The 23,512-nt window shown below is 42.0% G+C and carries 16 protein-coding genes; 10 read left to right on the plus strand and 6 right to left on the minus strand.

All coding sequences use genetic code 11. From position 1 onward, the window contains the following. Positions 1-204 precede the first annotated feature (204 nt). From CTN07_RS09135 to CTN07_RS09150, 4 genes are all read left to right on the plus strand, one after another. Complete coding sequence (locus CTN07_RS09135; protein ID WP_005298471.1) at positions 205-1,605, plus strand: L-cystine transporter; 1,401 nt, start codon at positions 205-207, stop codon at positions 1,603-1,605. A 64-nt stretch (positions 1,606-1,669) separates the two neighbouring features. Then, positions 1,670-2,998, plus strand: coding sequence for a CoA-disulfide reductase (locus tag CTN07_RS09140; RefSeq protein WP_005298469.1), 1,329 nt, complete (start codon positions 1,670-1,672; stop codon positions 2,996-2,998). Positions 2,999-3,500: 502 nt separating this feature from the next. Then, entirely contained in the window at positions 3,501-4,772 is a 1,272-nt protein-coding gene (locus CTN07_RS09145) for a dicarboxylate/amino acid:cation symporter (protein WP_107183700.1), read from the plus strand. A 267-nt stretch (positions 4,773-5,039) separates the two neighbouring features. Then, positions 5,040-5,909, plus strand: coding sequence for a hypothetical protein (locus CTN07_RS09150; RefSeq protein WP_005298465.1), 870 nt, complete (start codon positions 5,040-5,042; stop codon positions 5,907-5,909). Between the two features lie 48 nt (positions 5,910-5,957). Here CTN07_RS09150 and serS read toward each other — a convergent pair whose 3' ends face one another. From serS to lrp, 5 genes are all read right to left on the minus strand, one after another. Beyond that, the gene (serS, locus tag CTN07_RS09155; RefSeq protein ID WP_005298462.1) at positions 5,958-7,268 is read right to left on the minus strand and encodes a serine--tRNA ligase; all 1,311 of its coding nucleotides are present in this window, start codon (positions 7,266-7,268) and stop codon (positions 5,958-5,960) included. Between the two features lie 184 nt (positions 7,269-7,452). Then, positions 7,453-8,796, minus strand: a complete 1,344-nt coding sequence (locus CTN07_RS09160; RefSeq protein ID WP_005298461.1) for a replication-associated recombination protein A — start codon at positions 8,794-8,796, stop codon at positions 7,453-7,455. A 106-nt stretch (positions 8,797-8,902) separates the two neighbouring features. Further along, on the minus strand, positions 8,903-9,514 hold the full coding sequence (lolA, locus tag CTN07_RS09165) for an outer membrane lipoprotein periplasmic chaperone LolA (protein ID WP_005298459.1): 612 nt from the start codon (positions 9,512-9,514) through the stop codon (positions 8,903-8,905). A gap of 132 nt (positions 9,515-9,646) precedes the next feature. After that, complete coding sequence (locus tag CTN07_RS09170; protein WP_439898619.1) at positions 9,647-12,871, minus strand: DNA translocase FtsK 4TM domain-containing protein; 3,225 nt, start codon at positions 12,869-12,871, stop codon at positions 9,647-9,649. A 454-nt stretch (positions 12,872-13,325) separates the two neighbouring features. Continuing rightward, positions 13,326-13,820, minus strand: a complete 495-nt coding sequence (gene lrp, locus CTN07_RS09175) for a leucine-responsive transcriptional regulator Lrp (protein ID WP_005298455.1) — start codon at positions 13,818-13,820, stop codon at positions 13,326-13,328. Positions 13,821-14,489: 669 nt separating this feature from the next. Between lrp and trxB the strand changes: the two genes are divergently transcribed. The 6 genes from trxB (at position 14,490) to infA (ending at position 21,110) form a co-directional block, all read left to right on the plus strand. Then, positions 14,490-15,449, plus strand: coding sequence for a thioredoxin-disulfide reductase (gene trxB / locus CTN07_RS09180; protein ID WP_005298453.1), 960 nt, complete (start codon positions 14,490-14,492; stop codon positions 15,447-15,449). A gap of 148 nt (positions 15,450-15,597) precedes the next feature. Next, the gene (gene cydD / locus CTN07_RS09185; RefSeq protein WP_005298450.1) at positions 15,598-17,379 is read left to right on the plus strand and encodes a heme ABC transporter permease/ATP-binding protein CydD; all 1,782 of its coding nucleotides are present in this window, start codon (positions 15,598-15,600) and stop codon (positions 17,377-17,379) included. Next, positions 17,372-19,093: a heme ABC transporter ATP-binding protein/permease CydC gene (gene cydC / locus CTN07_RS09190; RefSeq protein WP_005298448.1), complete on the plus strand. Its 1,722-nt coding sequence runs from the start codon at positions 17,372-17,374 to the stop codon at positions 19,091-19,093. Before cydD ends, cydC begins: the two co-directional genes overlap by 8 nt. Before the next feature lie 189 nt (positions 19,094-19,282). Next, on the plus strand, positions 19,283-19,996 hold the full coding sequence (gene aat, locus CTN07_RS09195) for a leucyl/phenylalanyl-tRNA--protein transferase (protein WP_005298446.1): 714 nt from the start codon (positions 19,283-19,285) through the stop codon (positions 19,994-19,996). Between the two features lie 3 nt (positions 19,997-19,999). Continuing rightward, positions 20,000-20,692 (plus strand): arginyltransferase, encoded by a 693-nt coding sequence (locus CTN07_RS09200; protein WP_036763490.1) that lies wholly within the window; start codon positions 20,000-20,002, stop codon positions 20,690-20,692. Positions 20,693-20,891: 199 nt separating this feature from the next. Further along, the gene (gene infA / locus CTN07_RS09205) at positions 20,892-21,110 is read left to right on the plus strand and encodes a translation initiation factor IF-1 (RefSeq protein WP_005298441.1); all 219 of its coding nucleotides are present in this window, start codon (positions 20,892-20,894) and stop codon (positions 21,108-21,110) included. 132 nt (positions 21,111-21,242) lie between these two features. Here the strand turns inward: infA and clpA are convergent, their stop codons facing one another. Continuing rightward, on the minus strand, positions 21,243-23,507 hold the full coding sequence (gene clpA / locus CTN07_RS09210; RefSeq protein ID WP_005298439.1) for an ATP-dependent Clp protease ATP-binding subunit ClpA: 2,265 nt from the start codon (positions 23,505-23,507) through the stop codon (positions 21,243-21,245). Positions 23,508-23,512: the final 5 nt, after the last annotated feature.

A 23,512-nucleotide genomic window follows, 5' to 3' on the forward strand; every position in this document is an offset into this window, starting at 1 on the left:
CGCACTCAACTCTCAATTATGCATCAAGCGCCTTAATGTGATTAATAAATAGCGATCTTGCTCATAACTAAAATTTATAAAAATCCTTTATATTGCACACCATTAACGGGCAACGGAACGCTGCTACGAAAAACTAAAATGCAGCAAGATGTACCAAAAGAATACATATCCCCCTTTCTTTTGAATCAATGTTAAGGATTAACTATGACCTTTAGCGTAATTATAAACCTCGCCATATTTCTTGGTCTTATCGCCTTTCTGTATCACATGCAGGCAAAACATTATACTTTCACCAAACGAGTCTTTGCCGGTTTAGGTTTGGGTATTGGCTTTGGTGCTGCACTGCAAATATTCTATGGTTCAGGTTCGGAAGTAATTAAAACTTCGATTGAATATTTCGATATCGTTGGTGTCGGTTATGTTCGGCTACTGCAAATGATCATCATACCTTTGGTAATGGTGTCGATTATCTCAGCCATACTAAAGCTTAATGGCGGCACCTCTTTAGGTAAAATCAGCGGATTAACCATTGGTGTATTAATTTTTACCACCATGATTGCAGCTCTTGTTGGTATCTTAATGTCGAACCTATTTGGCTTAACGGCTGAAGGTCTTACTGCTGGTGCGGCTGAAATGGCCCGAGCGAAAAACTTAGAAACGACATTAAGTAATGTTGAAGCTATGTCATTTGCTAAATTAATGATTGAGTTTATACCTGCAAACCCATTCTTAGATATGACAGGTGCACGTCGAACATCAACCATTGCAGTGGTCATTTTCTCTATCTTTATTGGATTATCAGCCACAGGTATTGCCCGTAAAAAACCTGAAATCTTTGCTCAATTTGAAAGCTTCATCAAAGTTGCACAAGCTATTGTAATGCGAATGGTAACGCTAGTATTACGTCTGACACCATTTGGTGTGCTTGCGCTAATGACCAAGGTAATCTCAGGTTCTAATTACGCTGATATTATTAACTTAGCTAACTTTGTGATCGCATCTTATGCTGCACTTATCTTAATGTTTGTCATTCATTTAGCATTAGTGGCACTTGTTGGTATTAATCCTATCCGTCACTTAAAAAAAATCATGCCAGTACTTGCCTTTGCTTTTACATCGCGCACCAGTGCTGGCTCGATTCCAATGAACGTGCAAACACAAGAAAAATGTTTAGGTATCCCAAGCGGTATTGCAAATTTTGCAGCCTCTTTTGGTTCCACTATCGGTCAAAATGGCTGTGCGGGTATCTACCCAGCCATGCTTGCAATTATGATTGCACCTACCGTTGGCATTAACCCTATGGACTTTGGTTTCATCTGTACCTTAATTGCCATTATTACTGTCAGTTCATTTGGTGTTGCAGGTATCGGTGGCGGAGCAACTTTTGCCGCATTGATCGTTCTCTCTGCGATGGATATGCCTGTTGCTCTAGCGGGCCTACTGATTTCCATCGAACCACTGATTGATATGGGTCGTACAGCTCTGAACGTTTCAGGCTCAATCACAGCAGGAACAATTACCAGTAAATTGATGGGCCAAACAGATATGAACGTCTTTAACAGCGACGAAGTTGTTAACCTTGACGGTGAAGAGAGCGCTGCTTAACTATAATTTACTACTTATTAAGGAGGTGAACGTATCACCTCCTTTGTTATAGCAAGGAATCACAATGAAAATCATCATTATTGGTGGCGAAGCAGCTGGTATGAGTGCTGCAGCAAAAGCAAAACGTATTGAGCCTAATGCTGAAATTGTCGTCTATGAAGCATCAAAAGTGATCTCATTTGGCGCGTGCGGCCTGCCTTATTTCATTGGCGGTGAATTTGATAATGCAGAATATATGGCTGAATTTACCCCAGAGCAATTTGCCACCAAAGGCATCACAGTCTTAACAGAGCATCGAGTTCTCTCTATTGATGATAAGAGCCAACAGCTGACTGTTGAGCACTGCGACGAAACATTCACAACGAACTATGATCGCCTTATGATTGCCACAGGAGCAAAGGAGATCTTGCCACCAATTGCAGGACTCGATAGACAAGGCGTTTATTCTCTACGAAAAATGCAAGATGGCTTAACCATAAAACAGGCTCTAGCCTCACCTACATGCCAGCACGTGACCGTTATTGGTTCTGGATTTATCGGACTTGAAGTCGTTGAAGCTCTGATTAATCAAGGTAAAGATGTTCGCCTTATTGAACGAGCAGAACGACTTATCCCAGATGCTTTTGAACCTGAAATTAGCCAGCTCTTGTATCACGAACTAGAGCAAGCTGGCGTCAATATTCACCTTAATGAATCAGTTGAGGCCGTTGTTGGAGACCACCAGGTTACCAGCATTAAAACTGACCAAGATATTTACCCAACCGACATGGTGATTTGCTGTACCGGAGTCAAACCTAATACCGAATTTTTACATAATACACGGCTAGAACGACTTTCTAATGGTGCGATTATTATCGATCAGCAAGGCAAAACATCCGTAGAAAATATTTGGGCAGCCGGTGATTGCGCCACAATTTGGCATGCTCAACTGCAAAAGCCTGTCTATGTTCCCCTTGCTACAGGTGCCAATAAAATGGGTCGCTTAGTGGGAGAGAACTTAGCAGGAAAATCCCTACAGTTTAAAGGAACCCTTGCAACCAGTTGTGTGAAAGTTTTAGGCTTAGAAGCAGGTCGAACTGGTTTGTCAGAAGCGCAAGCTCAAGCCGAAAATATTGACTATCGCTCAGTTTTTATTAGTGATAAGTGCCATACAAACTATTGCCACGGTCAATCCCCTCTTCATATTAAGCTAATTTATCAGGCTCAAGATAAAAAAATCATTGGAGCCCAAATGATCGGCAATAAAGGTGCAGTCCATCGTATTGATGCATTAGCCGTTGCTATCACTTTAGGAGCGACAACGGACCAATTAGGTATGATGGATTTTGCTTATGCTCCACCGTTCTCTCGTACTTGGGATATCATGAACGTAGCAGGCAATGTTGCCAAGTAAATACAATCATTCACTGGGCTCAATAGCTCAGTGAATATTTATTCAATCAAAGTCATTTTATAAACTGTAAAAAATATCCAACCTAACTATTTTCTCAAAACCATTCCTTGTAAGCATTTGTTAACAATTAACCTTTCCTCTACATTTAGCCATCAATATGAGCAAAAGAATAATTTTCAGCCAATTTTCATAGCTTGAGAATCACGCAATTATTCTACTATTCAACAGATTGATATGCCGATAGACTCGAAAAAACCGAAGGAATTACTCGAAAAAACATAAACCGAGTAAATAACGGAGGGTTTTATTGCCACAAATGTTAACAAACAGTAAAAAATATCGCTTATTGAACACTATTTCCATTTTAAAAATGTGATCTAACCGAGATCTTGCATTTTAATTTTATTTTTTACTTCGCTTTAACACCTGTTCTACTGCTACCCTGCGTAGCACCTCTGGTAAATGAATTACAGAGTGAATAATTATAAGGAGCATTCAATTAATGAAAGCAGAGAAGAAAAAAATGTCCCTAACCGGCCGAGTCATTCTTGGTATGGTATTAGGTATTTTGACAGGGTTTATTATTCGCAGTCTTTTTGCTGATGTCGCCTTTATCCACGACTACATCGTTAACGGTCTATTTGATGTAGGTGGAAAAATCTTTATTGCCAGCTTAAAGATGCTCGTTGTTCCACTGGTCTTTGTCTCTCTTGTTTGCGGAACCAGTTCGCTTAAAGACATTACAACGCTTGGACGTCTTGGTGGTAAAACTCTAGCCTTCTATATTGCAACAACGGCTATTGCTATCACCTTAGCACTCACCATGGGTACGCTGTTCAAACCAGGCGCAGGTGCGGATCTGACTGCTGCAACATCATTTAGCGCCAAAGAAGCGCCATCTTTGGGTGATGTTATCATTGGTATGTTCCCAACCAACCCTATTAGCTCAATGGCTCAAGGCAATACGTTACAGATCATTGTATTTGCCATTTTATTTGGTATTGCCATCAGTGCGGCAGGAAAACCAGGCGAACGTTTAGCGGCGGTATTTTCAGATCTCAATGAAGTCATCATGAAACTGGTCGCTCTATTGATGAACATTGCTCCATTTGGTGTGTTCTTCCTAATGGCGAAACTGTTCACAGGATTAGGCCTTGATGCCATCTTCAACTTATTAGGTTACTTCTTAGTCCTAACAGCTACACTGCTGATCCACGGCCTAGTGACATATTCGGTGATGCTAAAATCCTTTACCGGACTTAGCCCGAAGACCTTCTTTAAGAAGATGGAAGATGCCATTATGTTTGCCTTTTCAACTGCATCTTCGAACGCAACCATTCCTGTTACGATGGAAACAGCAACCAAACGCATGGGGGTAAACAATAAGATCGCTTCGTTTACCGTACCGCTTGGTGCAACCATTAATATGGATGGTACTGCTATCATGCAAGGTGTTGCGACGGCATTTATCGCTCAGGCCTTTAATATTGATTTAACCATGAGTGATTATCTTGCAGTTATTATGACGGCAACATTAGCTTCGATTGGTACTGCTGGCGTTCCTGGTGTGGGTCTTATTATGCTAGCCATGGTTCTTAACCAAGTGGGCCTACCTGTTGAAGGTATCGCTCTGATTATGGGTGTAGACCGCTTGCTTGATATGATTCGTACTGCAGTAAATATTACAGGCGATACGGTTGTGACCTGTATTGTGGCAAAAACTGAAGGTGAATTAGATTTAGATCGCTTCCACGATCCTCTAGCAGGTGAATAAGATGAAACGGTTTCTTTTCATGGTCGCGAACAGCAAGCCAGTTAAATAGATAAATAACAAGTAAGACAGGTTAAGGCGACTTAGTTGGGGCTAAGTCGCCTTTTCTTTTATGACGAAGATAAAAGATTAATGTTCTGTAGTAGTGCAACCTTGCACCTTAGTAGCGCAAACTTATTTGCATCAATATTTAATTAATTGATAAGTAACAAAAAAATATTGGTATTTTCTTTGCTGCTTTTTCTTCTAAGCAAATAGGGAGAGAGCTTCATGGTATTATCAATCATCATAAGTCTATTCATATTCACAGTCTGTTGTGGGTATGTTATCTACCTTTACAACCGAGAATCTCAAGACCTACAGCAGCAATTTAATCAGATTATTGGATTACGTCAGCTGATCTTCTTACTGCGATTTCACCGTAGAGAGAGCCATAACCGCTTACTAAAGCCGACCGAAAAACAACTCAATATCGAACAACCTTTACCAGAAAGTATTGCAATTCAAAGCTTACTTTTATCTCTACTTGGTCAAGCAGAGCACCAACACCGCCCAATGTTTCGTTTGCTTAAACAAAGAACTCTACCCATTTTAGAAGAGTGGCCTAGTTACAGTATCGCCCGTAATCAAGCCGTTCATGGTAAAGCTATCCGCCATGTTTTCTATTTGATCGATGATTTAGTCACTCAAGCATTATTATCTGCCGATCAAGAAGAACTGTTTAAACAATACCAACTGGCATGGCCTATGATTTTAAATGCGTTAGATAGCCTTGCTCGCTTTCGCTGCGATATTGAGTTAACCAGTAAGCCCAAACAGCACTATTATCAAAGTTTACAAATACAGCTCAAAGTGATTGAACGTCGATTAAAGCAAGTCTCTTTGATTCAACAGCATCAACTACCAAGTATTGCGTTCGATGATCTTGAGTACAAATTCAATCAACTCAAACACAGTGATAAACAGCCTATAGATGCGCAACAATCGCTGTATTTTTTATCTCAACAGATCTCAGATTTTATCTTTACCCTATTTGATTTAATGCTAAAAGACATTGCCCAATCACTTGATGTTCGGATGCCCGATATTGCACCACAGCAACAACCAAATATATTCACCCTTCAATCGAATAAACCATAAAAAAACCCAGCACAATGGCTGGGTTTTGTATGTACTTAATCGAGAAGATTAACCACCGATGTATTCAGCACCGTTCATGTACTTACGAAGTACTTCAGGGATACGAATACGACCGTCAGCTTCTTGGTTGTTCTCAAGAATAGCAACCATAGTACGGCCTACAGCAAGACCTGAACCGTTTAGTGTATGAACAAGCTCTGGCTTCTTCTCGCCTTTACGACGGAAACGAGCTTGCATACGACGAGCTTGGAAATCCCACATGTTAGAACATGAAGAAATTTCACGGTAAGTTTCTTGCGCAGGAACCCAAACTTCTAGGTCGTAAGTTTTGCAAGAACCAAAGCCCATATCGCCAGTACACAGTACAACTTTACGGTATGGTAGCTCTAGAAGCTGAAGCACTTTCTCAGCATGACCTGTTAGTTCTTCAAGTGCAGCCATTGAATCTTCAGGTTTGGTGATCTGAACAAGCTCAACTTTGTCGAACTGGTGCATACGGATAAGACCGCGAGTATCACGACCGTAAGAACCAGCTTCTGAACGGAAACAAGGAGTATGCGCAGTCATCTTCACAGGAAGATCAGCTTCCTCAGAGATAGTGTCACGCATCAGGTTAGTTACAGGCACTTCTGCAGTAGGAATTAGAGAAAGAGTACGAGGCTCTTCATCATTCACTTTTTCAGTTAGTGGCTGAGTATGGAAAAGATCAGCACCAAACTTAGGTAGCTGGCCTGTACCAAATAGGCTGTCTGCATTTACTAGGTATGGTACGTACATTTCTGTATAACCATGTTCTTCAATGTGAAGATCTAGCATAAATTGTGCGATTGCACGGTGTAGACGAGCGAACTGGCCCTTCATTACGATAAAACGAGCACCTGTGATCTTAACTGCGCTAGCAAAATCAAGACCGTCACTCATTTCACCAAGATCAACGTGATCTTTAACTTCAAAGTCATAAGTCTTTGGCTCACCCCAACGAGAAATTTCTACGTTGTCGTTTTCGTCTTTACCAACAGGTACTGACTCATCTGGGATGTTTGGTACAGTTTGCGTAATTGCATCTAACTCTGCTTGTAGTGCAGCAAGTGCTTTTTTCGCTTCGTCTAGCTCTGAACCAAGGTTACCAACTTCAGCAAGGATACGCTCTGCTTCTTCGTGATCGCCTTTTGCTTTAGCCTGACCAATCGACTTCGATCGCGCATTACGCTGAGCCTGAAGTTCTTCAGTTTTAACTTGAAGGGACTTACGTTGCTCTTCTAGTTGGCGTAAATTTTCTACGTCTAGTTTAAAACCACGACGCGCGAGTTTTTCAGCTGTATCGTCCAGCTCAGTTCGAAGTAATTTAGAATCTAGCATGCTAATCCTGTGCTCTTTATATTCTGAGTATGCACATCATTCCGACAGTTCTTGTCAAAATGTTCTGGTCTCAATCTGGACAAATAACGATTAAGATTTACTCAAGGTTACTTATCCAGATTGTTCTAATGTTATTCATCTTCAGTAGTACTAAAGACTATCCCTAAACGATACCCAAAAAGCCTTAGTTTTGGTAGCGCTTTAATGGGCTTTTTGCATCTAAACTGGCAAGATAATCCAACTTTTCCGCAATTTTGGTCTCAAGACCGCGATTTGAAGGGTAATAGTAACGAGTATGTTGCATTTCTGGTGGAAAGTAACACTCACCGGCAGCGTATGCTCCAGGCTCATCATGTGCGTATCGATATTCTGCTCCATACCCCAACTCTTTCATTAATTTGGTTGGCGCATTTCGCAAATGAACAGGAACCTCATAGTCAGGGCTATTAAGTGCATCTGCTTTAGCTTGATTAAACGCAACGTAGACAGCATTACTTTTGGCCGCACATGCTAAATAGACAATCGCTTGAGCAATAGCACGTTCGCCCTCATAAGCTCCCACTCGAGTAAAGCAATCCCATGCAGATACCGCCACTTGCATCGCCCTTGGGTCTGCATTACCAATATCTTCAGAAGCAATAGCCAATAAGCGCCTTGCTACATACAGCGGATCACAACCTGCTTGTAGCATTCGAGCAAACCAATATAAGGCACCATCTGGATTTGAACCACGAATCGACTTATGTACTGCCGAAATCATGTCGTACCACATATCGCCTTTATTATCGAAACGAGCAATCTTCTCACCTGCAACTTCGGCTAATAAAGGTAGCGTGATCTGCTTGATCCCCTTGCTATCTTCTTCTGCCATATCGATAAGCTGCTCAAGATAGTTGAGAGACATTCGAGCATCGCCACACACTAAATCGGCTAACCGCTCTTTGACATCGTCGACAAAATTTAGATTGGTATCGCTTACCCCACGCTCTTTATCATTAAGAGCTTGATCCAAAACTTCTAGAATCTCTTCTTTTTCCAGCGATTTCAGCTTATAAACGCGGGCGCGAGATAACAGAGCGTTATTAAGTTCAAACGAAGGGTTTTCGGTTGTCGCACCAATAAAGGTGACAGTTCCATCCTCAATGTGCGGTAGAAAAGCATCTTGCTGACTTTTATTAAAACGATGAACCTCATCAACAAATAAAATGGTACGCCGACCCGCCATTTTATTATCACGAGCTTTATCAATAGCAGCTCGAATATCTTTAACACCAGATGTTACCGCAGATACACGCTCTACTTCAGCATTAGCATAATTAGCCGCAACTTCGGCAAGAGTGGTTTTCCCCGTACCTGGCGGCCCCCATAAAATCATTGAATGCAGATGCCCAGCTTCAAGTGCTCGACGAAGTGGTTTCCCTTCTCCTAAAATGTGCTTTTGCCCAATGTACTCTTGTACTGTACGCGGACGCATTCTGGCCGCTAAGGGACGAAAATCTGAAGAGAAATCTAGGCTGAAGTTATTCAAAATAACCACTCCCATATAACAGAAAAAGGTGGCACTTACGCCACCCTAGAAAATATTGGTCACTTAGCGCTCGGCCAAGTTTCGTATGACTACCGCTATATAACCATTAATTACGCTGGTCGTCTACTTCAACCCCTTTCGGTGGTACAAACGTAAAGAGCTTCGCAGCAGGTGTTGCGGTTTTAAAATCGTTAAACGTAAATGAGCTCTTTTGTCCATCTTGCTCAACCACAGTAAAATTACGGACTTGACCATTCTTATTTACTGTCAGAACAAATTTACCCATCGATGAAGTTTTATCTTTAGGCGTTAAGGTAAAAGTATCTGCTGTTTGATGGACATTATATTGTGACCAATCACTAGCACTATTACGTGTTAATAAAACAAATGGCGTCTGTTCAGTGGCATTTTTTAACCACATTGCCGTTACTTGCTCAACAAATGGATTGTAATACCAAACCGTTTTACCATCAGAGACTAACAAATTCTCGTCCGGCTTTTGGGTATCCCAACGAAATAGATTTGGACGCTTAACCGCAACAGTACCACTACCATTAACTAAGGTTTCACCATCAGGGCTCACAACTTTTTGCTGAAAATCAGCCGTAAATGCGTTTACCTTATCCAAACGAGCACTGAGATCTTGCTGTGCATCAGCCCATACGTTTGATGCAAACAACAAAGGGGCAACTAACAAGCCCAATACTGCTTTTTTCATTCTTTTCCCTCTTTCAACAAGATCTGTCATACCAATAAAAACTATTGCCGTTGGTATAGCAGTAATTAAATAATTGCCGCCACCTAATCATATAGGATGGCGGCAATTTCATTGTTTACTCACAACAAAAAATTAATGCTGTGGTACAGGCGGTGGAGCCAATACTTCACGATTACCATTATGACCAGGAGCACTCACAATACCGTGAGCTTCTAATTGCTCAACAATACGCGCGGCTCGGTTATAACCAATTTTAAAGCGGCGCTGAACACCAGATACTGAGCCTCGACGAGTTTCAGCAACAAATGCTGCTACTTCGTCAAACAACTGGTCAAGATCATCATCACCACCAGTACCTGTCTCACCAGGAAGTAGACCTTCAGCCCCCTGATCGGATTTTAAAATACCATCAATATATTGAGGCTTACCACGAGCTTTCCAATCATTCACTACGTTATGTACGTCATCATCAGATGCAAATGCACCATGCACACGAATTGTATGGCTTTGACCCGGCGGTAAATACAGCATATCACCCATACCTAATAGTGACTCGGCACCACCTTGATCAAGAATGGTTCGAGAGTCTGTCTTAGTCGATACTGTAAAGGCCATACGAGTTGGAATGTTAGCTTTGATAAGGCCGGTAATTACATCCACAGATGGACGCTGAGTAGCAAGCACTAAGTGAATACCAGCAGCACGGGCCTTTTGAGCTAATCGTGCAATCAGTTCTTCTACTTTCTTACCAACCACCATCATAAGATCGGCAAATTCATCAACGATAACCACAATACTTGGCATTTTTTCAAGTAATGGTGGGTACTCATCCATACTGTCGCCTGGACGCCATAATGGATCATGAATTGGGTGGCCAGCTGCGGCAGCTTCTTCTAGCTTAGCGTTATAACCGGCAAGATTACGAACACCACATGCAGCCATTAATTTATAACGGCGTTCCATTTCACCCACACACCAACGAAGCGCATTACCGGCGTCTTTCATATCGGTAACCACTTCAGTTAAGAGATGAGGAATACCTTCATAGATAGACAATTCAAGCATTTTCGGGTCGATCATAATGAAACGACAATCTTCGGGCTTACACTTATACAGCAAGCTTAAGATCATAACGTTCACACCAACCGATTTACCCGAACCTGTTGTACCAGCAACGAGCAAGTGAGGCATTTTACTTAAATCAGCAACAACGGCTTCACCAGAGATATCATTACCAAGAACAATAGGTAGCGCGCCATGTTTGTTCTGGAATTTCTCACTGCTAATCACTTCAGAAAGATAAACGGTTTCACGACTCTTGTTTGGTAACTCAAGACCGATATAAGGCTTACCGGGAATAACTTCAACCACGCGAACGGCCGTTGCTGACAGGGCACGAGCTAAGTCTTTTGCAAGGCCTGAAATACGGCTAACTTTTACACCCGGTGCAAGGTCAAGCTCATAACGAGTAATAACAGGACCTGGGTAGACCCCTTTTACTTGTGCCTTGATTTTATAATCAGCCAGTTTTGATTCCACCAGACGAGCAATACGCATAAGCTCTTCTTCTGACGCAGGTTCGACAGTTTGACGAGCAGGTTGCAGTAAATCAACGGTTGGCATTGGTGTTGTTGGTGTCGGTAAGTCCGGTTCTTTTTGCATTAAAAACGGATTATCTAACCCAGCAAGATGAGCTTGTTCTTTTTGCGCATCACGAATACGTTTCAAAAAGGCTTCTTCATCACTTAGCTCTGCTGCAGCGACATCATCAACATCTTCAGCGGCCAATTCGGCTCGATCTAACTCAGATAAACCATCCTGCGCACCAATTTCAGGAGTAGAAATAAACTCTTGAGTCGGTTCAAATGTTGTCGCTGGTTGAGGGCGAGGTTCTGCTGGTTGAGGTACGGTTTCATACCCTTGAGATGCCGCAGCATAAGCGTTTGGTGTCGGCGTTGCTGCTGACTCAGATGCTACTGAATCTATTGTTTGCTGTGTCTCTTCATCAACATAAACCGTAAAATCTTCATCGCGTTCCAGTTCACGCTCTAATTCAGCTACCGTGAGCCCTTTTGCTTGTGATGTTGATGTGATCGGAGCACTCGCAGGTAACTCTGTCGTTTCATCATACTCATTCATCAATGGCGCAGCTTGAGGCACAACCATTGCTTGAACATCGGGCTGCTGAGTCATATTAGCGGCTACAGCAGAAGCAACAGCCGTAGACACTTCAGGTTGTGAAGGGGCTGGTTGGACGTGCTGAGACACCATTTCTTGCTGAGCCTGAGCCTGAGCCTGAGCCTGAGCCTGAGCCTGAGCCTGAGCAGCATTAAAATCGCTCTGCGGCGCTGTTGCAACACTTGGAGTAGCCACTTGTTGGACAGCCGGAGTCGTTGATGGCTGTTGCGCATGAGTTACCGTAGAGGCAACTGTTGCAGCTGTAACAACTGGAGCTATAACAGATTCTTGCTGAACAACTGATTGAGCTTGCTGAGAAGTAGGCGCTACATTTTGACGTTGAGGCATAACAATCGTCGGTGTAGATTCAGGAGCCCAAGTTGGTTCTTGACGAGCAATACTTTCTTTATCGTCATCCAGATCTAATGTTGGTTCTGAATAGCTAGCAAGTAATGCATCATCCGCATCAAGATCATCATCAATATCTGCTAATACTTGAGCGTATGGCATGTCTACTTCGGCCGGTATTTCAGTAGCAAAAGCTCGAATACGTTCCGATTTATCTGGGCGAATTTTGTTTAAAATCCAAGTCAAAGAACCAATGGCCTTCTCACCGATAGTATCAACAATACTTACCCATGAAATACCCGTAAATAGAGTAAAACCGATAGCCCATAAGAACATCATAACTAATGTTGTTCCCAAGACATTAAGCATAGGTAACGTAATATTAGACACAACGTCACCTACTACCCCACCAGAAGAGAAGTACCAAATATCGTCAAAGTTTAAATCAGCCAGAGCACAGCTGGTCATAAGCAGAATGATCAAACCAAGCAAGCGTGTGCCATACACCATGTAGTCGGCCGACATTTTCTTTGCTCGGCGGCGGAACAATAGCCAAGAAAATAAAACTAAAACAACAGGAAAGACATAAGCCAACGAGCCAAACGTAAAGAAAAACGTATCGGCAACCATGGCACCTAATGTACCCGCAGCATTTTGGACAGGTTCTTGCCATGCCGTTTGTGACCAAGATGGGTCTGCAGGATTAAAACTGATTAAAGCCACCATAATATAAATGGCAACTAAAATGCTTATAATTAAAAAGCTCTCAATAATGCGCTGTACACCTGAAAGTCGCATTTGACGTAGCTTTTTTCCTTTTACCTTCCTCAAGAAAAACTCCGGTGTCTCTAACTAACCAATCACGCAATTCCTTCGTGCTGATCAAAGCAGATGGATATTACTTTATATTCTTATTCAACTTCTGGTTGCCCAGCCCATACCCATTTCTATCAAATAATGGCGAAAACAATAGTGTTCGACATTATACAGAAATGGGCACAAGAAACGTCGCCTTAGTGTAGACGTCTGTTACAAAAAAAGATTCATCATTATGTCAATTCATCGGTTTATCTGTCGATTAAACCAGCATCTTTATGATTTTTGAATTCACTGATGAAATATACAGTATAGAAAGGAAAGCGCCAACTATCCAAATTGCAATCTGGTGCAAGTTCAAACAATTAAGCAGAGATAAGAGAAAAGCGGTTGATGGCAGACAAAAATAGCAGGCAAAATATGAGCGACTATCTAGCCGCTCATATCACGAGAATCTAAATTCAATCAATTAACGCGTTTTAATTACCAAGTTATTTGATTGCTTCACTTCTTCCATTACAACATATGTACGAGTGTCATTTACGCCAGGAAGACGAAGTAGTGTCTCACCCAGTAATTTACGATAAGCAGACATATCTGATACACGTGTTTTTAATAGGTAGTCAAAATCACCCGATACAAGATGACATTCTTGAATATCTTCTAACTCTTGTACCGACTTATTAAACTGCTCGAACACATCAGGAGCACCACGGTTTAGTGTTATCTCAACAAAAACAAGTAGAGACGCATCTAAATACTGAGGGTTAAGTAATGCAGTGTAGCCACTAATATAGCCTTGACGTTCTAGACGACGAACACGCTCAAGACAGGGAGTTGGGGAAAGACCTACACGTTTTGATAACTCAACGTTAGAGATACGACCATCTTTCTGTAACTCGTTTAAGATATTGCGGTCAATACGATCCAATTCCTTGGACGGTTTTTTCTTGGTATCTACCATTGTTTTATTCCACCTTTTTACTTCCTTGCAAAAATATACAATATCTTTACCTAATTTAGAATCAAATCCTGAAAAATACCAATTTTCATTATAAAAAATCTCATATTCAGCATTTATATAGTCATCCATTCCATTTTATAAGTACTGCTATTTTTTGCGTTACTTATTTTTGGATAAACCATTATCTTCATTTAAGTTAGGAATGCAGTGTCAACCTAGCATAATACACTAAACATTACGGGTATAATTTCGACTGCTAAAGAAGTTTTTACCAGATCAGAGAGTAATATTAAAGCAAAATAACAAAAACAGAGGTGAATTTAGTCAGTAAATTTTAAAATTAACTAGATGATTATGTTATATAAAAGTCTTTTAGATATAGCAATCGTCACATTAGGTTACTCAATTCTTCATCAATAGCTGCGTTTTCATACGCCGTACCATATCTCTAAACTGATTTTTCATTTATCAGTTTGAAATAGGATGAAAAAATTATTAACACATTTAAATTCAGTTAATTAGCCTATGGTAATCCCCTGTTAAGATCATGGCTATTACAGCGATAGTTTATAACCTACCTGCATTCGTACGCTTTCTCTTTCTTTACTTCTTTAATTTACCTACAATCAAGCACTAATAATAAATACTCTCATTCAGCCTGGAGAAGTCATGAGTAACGTAAGACATTGTAATCTACTCATTCTTGGTTCTGGTCCTGCTGGTTACACTGCCGCTGTTTACGCTGCACGTGCAAACCTAAAACCAGTTATGATCACTGGTATGCAGCAAGGTGGCCAGCTAACAACCACAACAGAAATTGAAAACTGGCCAGGTGATGCAGGTGACTTGACCGGTCCAGCTCTAATGGATCGCATGAAAGAGCATGCTGAAAAATTTGAGACCGAGATCATTTTCGATCACATCCATTCAACTGACTTTTCTCAGCGTCCATTCCGATTAAATGGTGACATGGGTGAATATACTTGTGATGCTCTGATTATTTGTACTGGAGCATCAGCAAAATACATTGGCCTTGAATCAGAAGAAGCATTCAAAGGTAAAGGGGTATCTGCTTGTGCTACCTGTGATGGTTTCTTCTATCGTAACCAAAAAGTAGCGGTTGTAGGTGGCGGTAATACGGCAGTTGAAGAAGCGCTTTATCTGTCAAATATTGCTTCAGAAGTTCACCTTATTCATCGTCGTGATACCTTCCGCTCAGAAAAAATTCTTATCGACCGCCTGATGGATAAAGTAGAGAACGGTAATATTATTCTTCACACCGATCGCACTTTAGATGAAGTTCTTGGCGATCAAATGGGTGTAACAGGTGTTCGCCTTAAAGATACTCAATCAGACAATACTGAAGAACTGGATGTTATGGGTGTCTTTATTGCTATCGGCCACCAGCCAAATACCGCTATTTTTGCCGATCAGCTTGCGATGGAAAACGGCTACATTAAGGTACAATCTGGCCTTACCGGTAATGCAACTCAAACCAGTGTAGAAGGCATTTTTGCTGCTGGTGATGTAATGGATCATATTTACCGTCAAGCAATTACCTCAGCAGGTACTGGCTGTATGGCCGCACTTGATGCTGAACGTTATCTTGATGCCTTAGCTCAAAAATAATCAATAACAGACCGCTGCCTTTTTGGTGGCGGTTTGCTTTTCTTTCTTATATTTAGAAGTCTTTTACTTCTAACATAAGGCTTACTTACTAGGAAACAGTCTCTTTAAGTAATCCTTGTGTTTTGCTTTTTAACATTGAAACCATTCTATGGATAAACAATTACAACGTGATTTAACCAAGTGGTTGAAATCTCAAAGTAAACTTGCAAAGCGCTGGTTAATGCTAAGCGTTGGCTTGGGTTTTGTCTCTGGGCTATTGCTCATTGGACAAGCCGCATTACTGGCCAGCATTCTCCATCAATTAATTATCGAACATGTCGATAAGCATCAGCTTATTAGCCAATTTATCGGTCTTGCTGTGGTGATTGGTTTACGAGCACTATGCAGTTGGGGACGGGAGATTTGTGGCTACCGCTGCGGTGAACAAATTCGCTTGCATATACGTCAACTGATCATTCAGCGACTGCAAAATTTAGGGCCTGCATATATCAAAGGTAAGCCAGCAGGAACTTGGGCAAGCTTAGTCTTGGAACAAGTTGAAGAGATGCAAGATTTCTTCGCTCGATATATTCCTCAGATGTCTATTGCTGTGTTGGTTCCATTTATTATTCTAGTTGCGGTTTTCCCTATGAACTGGGCGGCTGGTTTAATCTTTTTAGGTACAGCACCTTTAGTTCCACTTTTTATGGCTTTAGTGGGCTTAGGGGCAGCCGATGCTAACCGTCGTAACTTTAAAGCGCTACAACGTCTTTCTGGGCATTTTTATGATCGCCTTAAAGGACTCCAAACCATTCGCCTATTTAATCGCGCAGAAGCCGAGGCAGAAAATTTAGATGTTGCCTCTCAAATCCTACGTAAACGTACAATGGAAGTCTTACGTTTAGCTTTCTTATCTTCTGCCGTACTTGAATTCTTTTCTGCTATTTCAGTCGCTATTGTCGCGGTTTACTTTGGTTTTGCTTTCATTGGTGAACTTAACTTTGGTAATTATGGGGCTCCAATCACCTTATTTACCGGCCTATTTGTGCTGGTTTTGGCACCTGAGTTCTATCAACCATTACGCGACCTTGGTACGTTTTATCATGCAAAAGCACAGGCTATTGGCGCAGCAGAATCTATTGTTGAATTTCTAAACCTTGAAGCAGATGAGATGAATCAAGGTAGTGAGAACCTTCCTTCTCCAGAAGCGATCACTATCAAAGCTCGTGATTTAGAAGTTCTTAGCCCTGAAGGACAAGTTCTCGCAGGGCCAATCAGCTTTACCATTAACCAACAAGAACATGTCGCCTTAATTGGCCCAAGTGGCGCGGGAAAAACCAGCTTACTTAATGCTCTGTTGGGTTTCTTGCCTTATCGCGGTCAATTAACCATTAATGGTATTGAGCTTAAAGCATTAGATCAGCAACAGTGGCGTCAAACCATCAGTTGGGTTGGGCAAAATCCTTTGTTATTTCATGGTTCAATCCGAGATAACATCGCACTTGGCAATCCACTCGCTACAGATGCCAATATCGCTCAAGTAGCAAAAGAAGCGTATGCCGATGAGTTTATCTCTCGTCTAGAGCACGGCTATCAACATCATGTCGGAGATCGTTCTGGCGGTTTATCTGTTGGTCAAGCTCAACGTATTGCTGTGGCTCGCGCTATGTTGCAAAACGGAGCTTTCTGGTTGCTCGATGAGCCAACGGCTAGCCTTGATGCCAATAGTGAACACTTAGTGCTACAAAGTCTTACTCGTGCCATTAATAAGCAGACAACGTTAATGGTCAGCCACCGCTTAGATCAGCTGCATTCCATGGATCGAGTCTTAGTGATGGAGCACGGTAAATTGGTTCAAAATGGCGCATTTGATGAGATTAAACATCAAGGCTTACTGGCCGAAATGCTTGCCTACAGTAAACAGATTAATCAAGGGGATCTCGATGCGTGATTTAATCCCTTATCTAAAGATGTACCGTAAACATTGGTTTGGCTTAACATTAGGAATGATCCTCGGTTTAGCGACCATACTTGCGGCGATCAGCTTATTGACACTTTCTGGATGGTTCATTGCCGCATCAGCGGTTGCAGGTTTAACCATTGCACGCGAAACATTCAACTATATGTTACCCGGCGCTGGTGTTCGTGGATTTTCTATGGCGCGAACCGCAGGCCGCTGGGGAGAGCGTGTTGTTAGCCATAATGCGACGTTTAAGCTGTTGGCTGATTTACGTATTTTCTTCTTCCGTAAACTCACGCCATTAATACCGGGTCGCCAGACTAACTTACGCGATGCCGACTTACTTAACCGTTTAGTTGCCGATGTTGATGCAATGGATCACGTCTATTTACGATTAGTCAGTCCATTGATCGTTGGTGTACTAAGCCTAGTTGCAGTAACGGTATTTTTATCTTGGTTTGATCTCACTATTGGTCTGACATTAGGTGCGATTTTATTGGCTCTTATGTTGCTGTTGCCTGTTATTTTTTATCGCTTAGGTAAACGTAACGGTGAAGCACTAACATATTCAAAGGCAAACTATCGCATCACCCTACTTGATTGGATTCAAGGCCAAGCTGAACTGCTGTTGTTTAATGCTGAAGAGCGTTACCGTGTTCAAGCCGAATCAGAACAACAAAGCTTATTAACCGCTCAGCGTAAGATGGCAAACCTAACAGGTGTTGCCAATGCGATCTTGATGGCAGCCACGGGTTGGACGCTAGTTCTAATCACCTGGATTGCAGCAGATGGTGTTGGTGGCAATCCACCAGATCCTTTTGTGGCAATGGTGGCCTTTGCTACGATGGCAAGTTTTGAGCTAATGATGCCTGTTGCTGGCGCATTTCAATACTTAGGTCAAACACTTACTTCGGCACGTCGCCTTAATGAAATCACTGAAGCGAAACCAGATACGCCGTTTGACCCAAATGGTTATCAAGCCAAGGCACAAGGTAACATTGCAATCGAAAATATTAGCTACACCTATTATGGTAGTGAGCAGCCTGTTCTAAAGCAGGTTAATCTTAGCCTGAAACAGGGTGAGAAACTGGCTATTTTGGGTCGAACTGGGTGTGGTAAATCCACTTTGCTACAGCTACTTACACGTAACTGGGATCCACAACAAGGGCAAATTTCCCTAGATGGTATCCCATTACCACAATGGCAAGAAGGCGCGCTTCGTAATGCGATGACCGTTGTTAGTCAACGCGTTGATGTGTTTAATGGCTCGCTGCGTGAAAACTTACTGCTAGCAAAGCCACAAGCCTCTGATGCTGAATGTGTGCAGGCACTTGAACAAGTTGGGTTAACTACGCTACTGGATGGCCAAGGTCTCGATACGTGGCTCGGTGAAGGTGGTCGCCAAATATCAGGTGGTGAACGTCGCCGTTTGGGTATCGCTCGCGCCCTGTTACATGATGCGCCAATCCTTCTTATGGATGAACCAACGGAAGGTCTAGACCGTAGAACTGAACAACAGATTCTTGAGTTATTGCTTGAACATGCTAAAGACAAGACTGTTATCTTTATCACCCATAGACTTATTGGTCTTGATGAGATGGATCAGATTTGTCTCATGGATGAAGGACGTATTATTGAGCATGGTAAGCATCAACAATTACTGGCTCAGAAAGGACGTTACGCAGAGTTATGTCAACGTCTGTAGTGCCCAAAGAATAAGTACGCCATAACAACAAACGCCAAGAGTTCTATCTTGGCGTTTTTTATTATATTAAATTTTTTGATATACCTAACTGACGATAAGATACTAGGTTCTAGGTTCTAGGTTCTAGGTTCAGCCACGTTAACTTAGGTATATAATTATGCCACTTTCATCGCGCCACATAGACACATTATGACTATCTACTTACCACAACTTTCACCATGGGATACAGCCTTCCCCAACCCAAACGATGCTTTTGATGAGCCTAATGGTTTACTTGCTATGGGCGGTGATCTCAGCCCAGAACGTTTAATGGAAGCTTATCGTAATGGTATATTTCCGTGGTACTCTCTTGATGAACCGATTCTCTGGTGGAGCCCTAATCCTCGGGCTGGGTTCAACCCCGCAACATTTCTACCAAGCAAAAGTTTGCGTAAATTTCAGCGGAAAACGAATTATACAGTAACCATAAACCAAGCTTGTCATCAGGTCATAGAGCAATGTGCCAATTGTCGCGGTCCAGAGCAAACTTGGATCACTCCTGAAATGATTTCAGCTTATCAGAGGCTGCATGATTTAGGCTATTGCCACTCCGTTGAAGTTTGGCTCAACAATCAATTAGTCGGCGGATTTTATGGTATTGCAATAGGAACCATCTTCTGTGGTGAATCCATGTTCTCTCTTGCAGATAATGCGTCAAAAATAGCGCTATGGCAGTTCTGTCGTCACTTTTATGCAAGCGGAGGAACCAGCATTGATTGTCAAATGATGAACCCTCACCTCGCTTCATTAGGGGCTGAAATCGTAACCCGAAACGAATTTCTTCTTCAATTATCTACAGAGCGAGAAAAATCGGTATCGAGCCACTGCTATCAACCTCAACAACTGGCCATCTATACAAGTTAATTTATGAACTCAATGTCTTTACAAATTGGTTTAACGCCAGAGTCTCAATGTAATTATTTACCCGATCAGCAAGAGCAAGTTGGGGTTGTCATGGAACAGCCATGGCACTCTCCACTTGGCTATCAAGTACTGATTGCATCTGGGTATAGACGTAGCGGCCGTGCCATTTACAAACCTATGTGTAGGGCTTGTTCGGCATGCACTCCCCTTCGTATTGATTGTGCTCATTTTACTCCGACTAAAAGCCAGAAACGGCAACAAAACCAGATGAGACAACTGCACTGGGAGTTCAAGGCTACTCTGGATGATAACTGGTTTGAACTGTACGAAAAATATATCAATAATCGACATAGCGATGGCTCAATGTATCCAGCTAATAAAGAACAGTTTTTCGACTTCTGTACGGCATCATGGATGGATACTTGGTTTCTCCATGTCTATGAAAATAATCAATTAATCGCCATTGCTGTAACCGATGTGTTTGAAGATTCTTTAAGTGCCGTGTACAGCTTTTTTGAACCAGAACACGCTTGGTCGTTAGGCACTTTATGCGTCTTATTTCAAATTGAATTCTGCCGCCAATCAAACCGTCCATGGCTCTACCCGGGCTATCAAATTGATGCGTGCAAAGCAATGAATTATAAAATCCGTTTTAAGCCTCACCAAAAATTAATTGATGGGTATTGGCAAGATTGATTGCTTAAAAGACCAACAATTTTAGAAGCGGCATAAGGTTTCTTGGCTAAATTGGCGATAAATTGCGTTTTAATCGACAACAAAAGCTGACAAAGACCATAACCAAGGGTAAAATTACGCCCTAAATTTACATTTAAACAAATTCGAGGCATCAACCAGCCCGATCAGATGAATGGCTGGTAGCCTATAAGAGGATTCAATGGCAAAAGAAGACGTAATTGAAATGCAAGGTACTGTACTTGATACACTACCTAACACTATGTTCCGTGTTGAGCTAGAAAATGGTCACGTAGTGACAGCTCACATCTCTGGTAAAATGCGTAAAAACTACATCCGTATCCTTACTGGCGACAAAGTAACTGTGGAACTGACTCCTTACGACCTAACTAAAGGCCGCATCGTCTTCCGCGCACGTTAATCTTTTCGTCAAGATTATAGATGCAAGAAACCCAGCATTACGCTGGGTTTTATTTTTTCTACGGATAAAAAAACCGCAGAGCTAAGGCCCCACGGTTACTTTTATGCTTATAGAGTCATACTGAACAATGACTTAATGCGCCGCTTCCATCTCACTGCTGAATTGGAAATCTAACTGATCATTAATCAGATCAACACGCACCGAACCACCATTAACCAGCTCACCAAATAGTAACTCATTGGCTAATGGTTTCTTCAAGCTGTCTTGGATAACACGCGCCATTGGACGTGCGCCCATCGCCTTATCATAGCCTTTATCAGCCATCCATTCACGAGCCCGATCGGTTACTTCCATTGATACACCACGAGCATCTAACTGTGCTTGCAGCTCAACAATGAACTTATCAACCACTTGTGAAATAACCTCTTTCTCAAGATGATTGAACCAGATGATACCGTCTAAACGATTTCGGAATTCTGGCGTAAAGACACGTTTGATTTCTGCCATTGCATCATGGCTGTGATCTTGCTGAATCAGACCAATCGACTTACGGGTTGTTTCAGTAACCCCGGCGTTCGTTGTCATCACCAAGATAACATTACGGAAATCAGCTTTACGGCCATTGTTATCCGTTAACGTACCATTATCCATCACTTGAAGTAACAGGTTAAATACATCTGGATGTGCTTTTTCAATCTCATCAAGCAGTACAACCGAATGAGGATTTTTAATGACAGCATCGGTTAATAGGCCACCTTGATCATAACCAACATAGCCAGGAGGCGCACCAATCAAACGACTGACAGTATGACGCTCCATATACTCAGACATATCAAAACGCAGTAAATCAATGCCTAAAGTACGGGCAAGTTGAACTGTTACTTCTGTTTTACCCACACCCGTAGGGCCTGCAAAGAGGAAAGAGCCAACAGGCTTATTATCTGCGCCTAACCCTGCACGGCTTAGTTTGATGGCTTCAGTCAATACATCGATCGCATCATCTTGACCAAATACCAGCATCTTAAGCTTACTATCAAGGCTTTGCAGTACATCACGATCACTTGATGAAACCGATTTTTCAGGAATTCGAGCCATTTTTGCAATCATAGCTTCAATATCACTGACATTGATGGTTTTCTTACGACGACTGGCAGGTGCTAAACGACAACGAGCTCCCGCTTCATCAATAACATCAATCGCCTTATCAGGTAAGTGGCGTTCATTAATGTATTTAGCCGATAATTCAACAGCTGCACGAATCGCTTTATTAGTAAAACGAACCTCATGGTGCGCTTCGTATTTTGGTTTCAAGCCCATCAAGATCTTAGTGGTATCATCAATAGATGGCTCCACCACATCAATCTTTTGGAAACGACGAGACAGTGCACGTTCTTTCTCAAAAATATTGCTGTACTCTTGATACGTGGTTGATCCCATACAGCGAAGCTTACCACTACTTAAGAGCGGTTTGATTAAGTTCGCCGCATCAACCTGACCACCCGATGCCGCACCCGCACCAATAATGGTATGGATTTCATCAATAAACATTATCGCGTGATCTTCTTTTTCTAACTGCTTCAAGATCCCCTTAAAGCGTTTTTCAAAATCACCGCGATATTTTGTTCCGGCAAGCAACGAACCAATATCTAACGAGTAAATCACACAGTCTTTAATTACATCGGGAACTTGGCCTTCAACAATACGCCAAGCCAAACCTTCTGCAATCGCCGTTTTACCTACGCCAGCTTCACCCACCAGCAATGGATTATTCTTACGACGACGACATAACACTTGAATCGTACGCTCAAGCTCTTGGTCTCGACCAATTAGAGGATCAATCCCCCCCGCTTTCGCCAGATTGTTCAGGTTGGTTGCAAAGTTTTCTAACTTATCTTCAGAGCTTTGCTCAATTCGCGTTTCATCTTGATTTGCAGATTCAGACGGTGAATTGTCATTAACACTATCTTTGACTGTACCGTGAGAAATAAAATTCACGACATCGAGACGAGTGATATCACTTTTCTTCAATAGATAAGCGGCATGAGATTCTTGTTCGCTAAAGATAGCAACCAAGACATTCGCACCTGTCACTTCATTTCGACCCGATGATTGCACATGGAAAACCGCACGCTGCAATACTCGCTGAAAACTTAACGTTGGCTGAGTTTCTCGCCCTGTATCATCTTCAGGAATTAATGGCGTCGTTTGATCGATAAACGAATGCAGCTCTTTACGCAATTGGTCTAGATCAGCGCGACACGCTAACAGAGCCTCTTGAGCAGCGGCATTATCAATAAGAGCTAATAGCAAATGTTCAACCGTCATAAATTCATGACGCTTTTCTCTTGCTCGGGCAAACGCACCGTTCAAGCTTGCTTCAAGTTCTTTGTTTAGCATAAGGC

It is taken from the genome of Photobacterium damselae (genome assembly GCF_003026815.1).
GTDB classification, from domain to species: Bacteria; Pseudomonadota; Gammaproteobacteria; order Enterobacterales; family Vibrionaceae; genus Photobacterium; species Photobacterium damselae.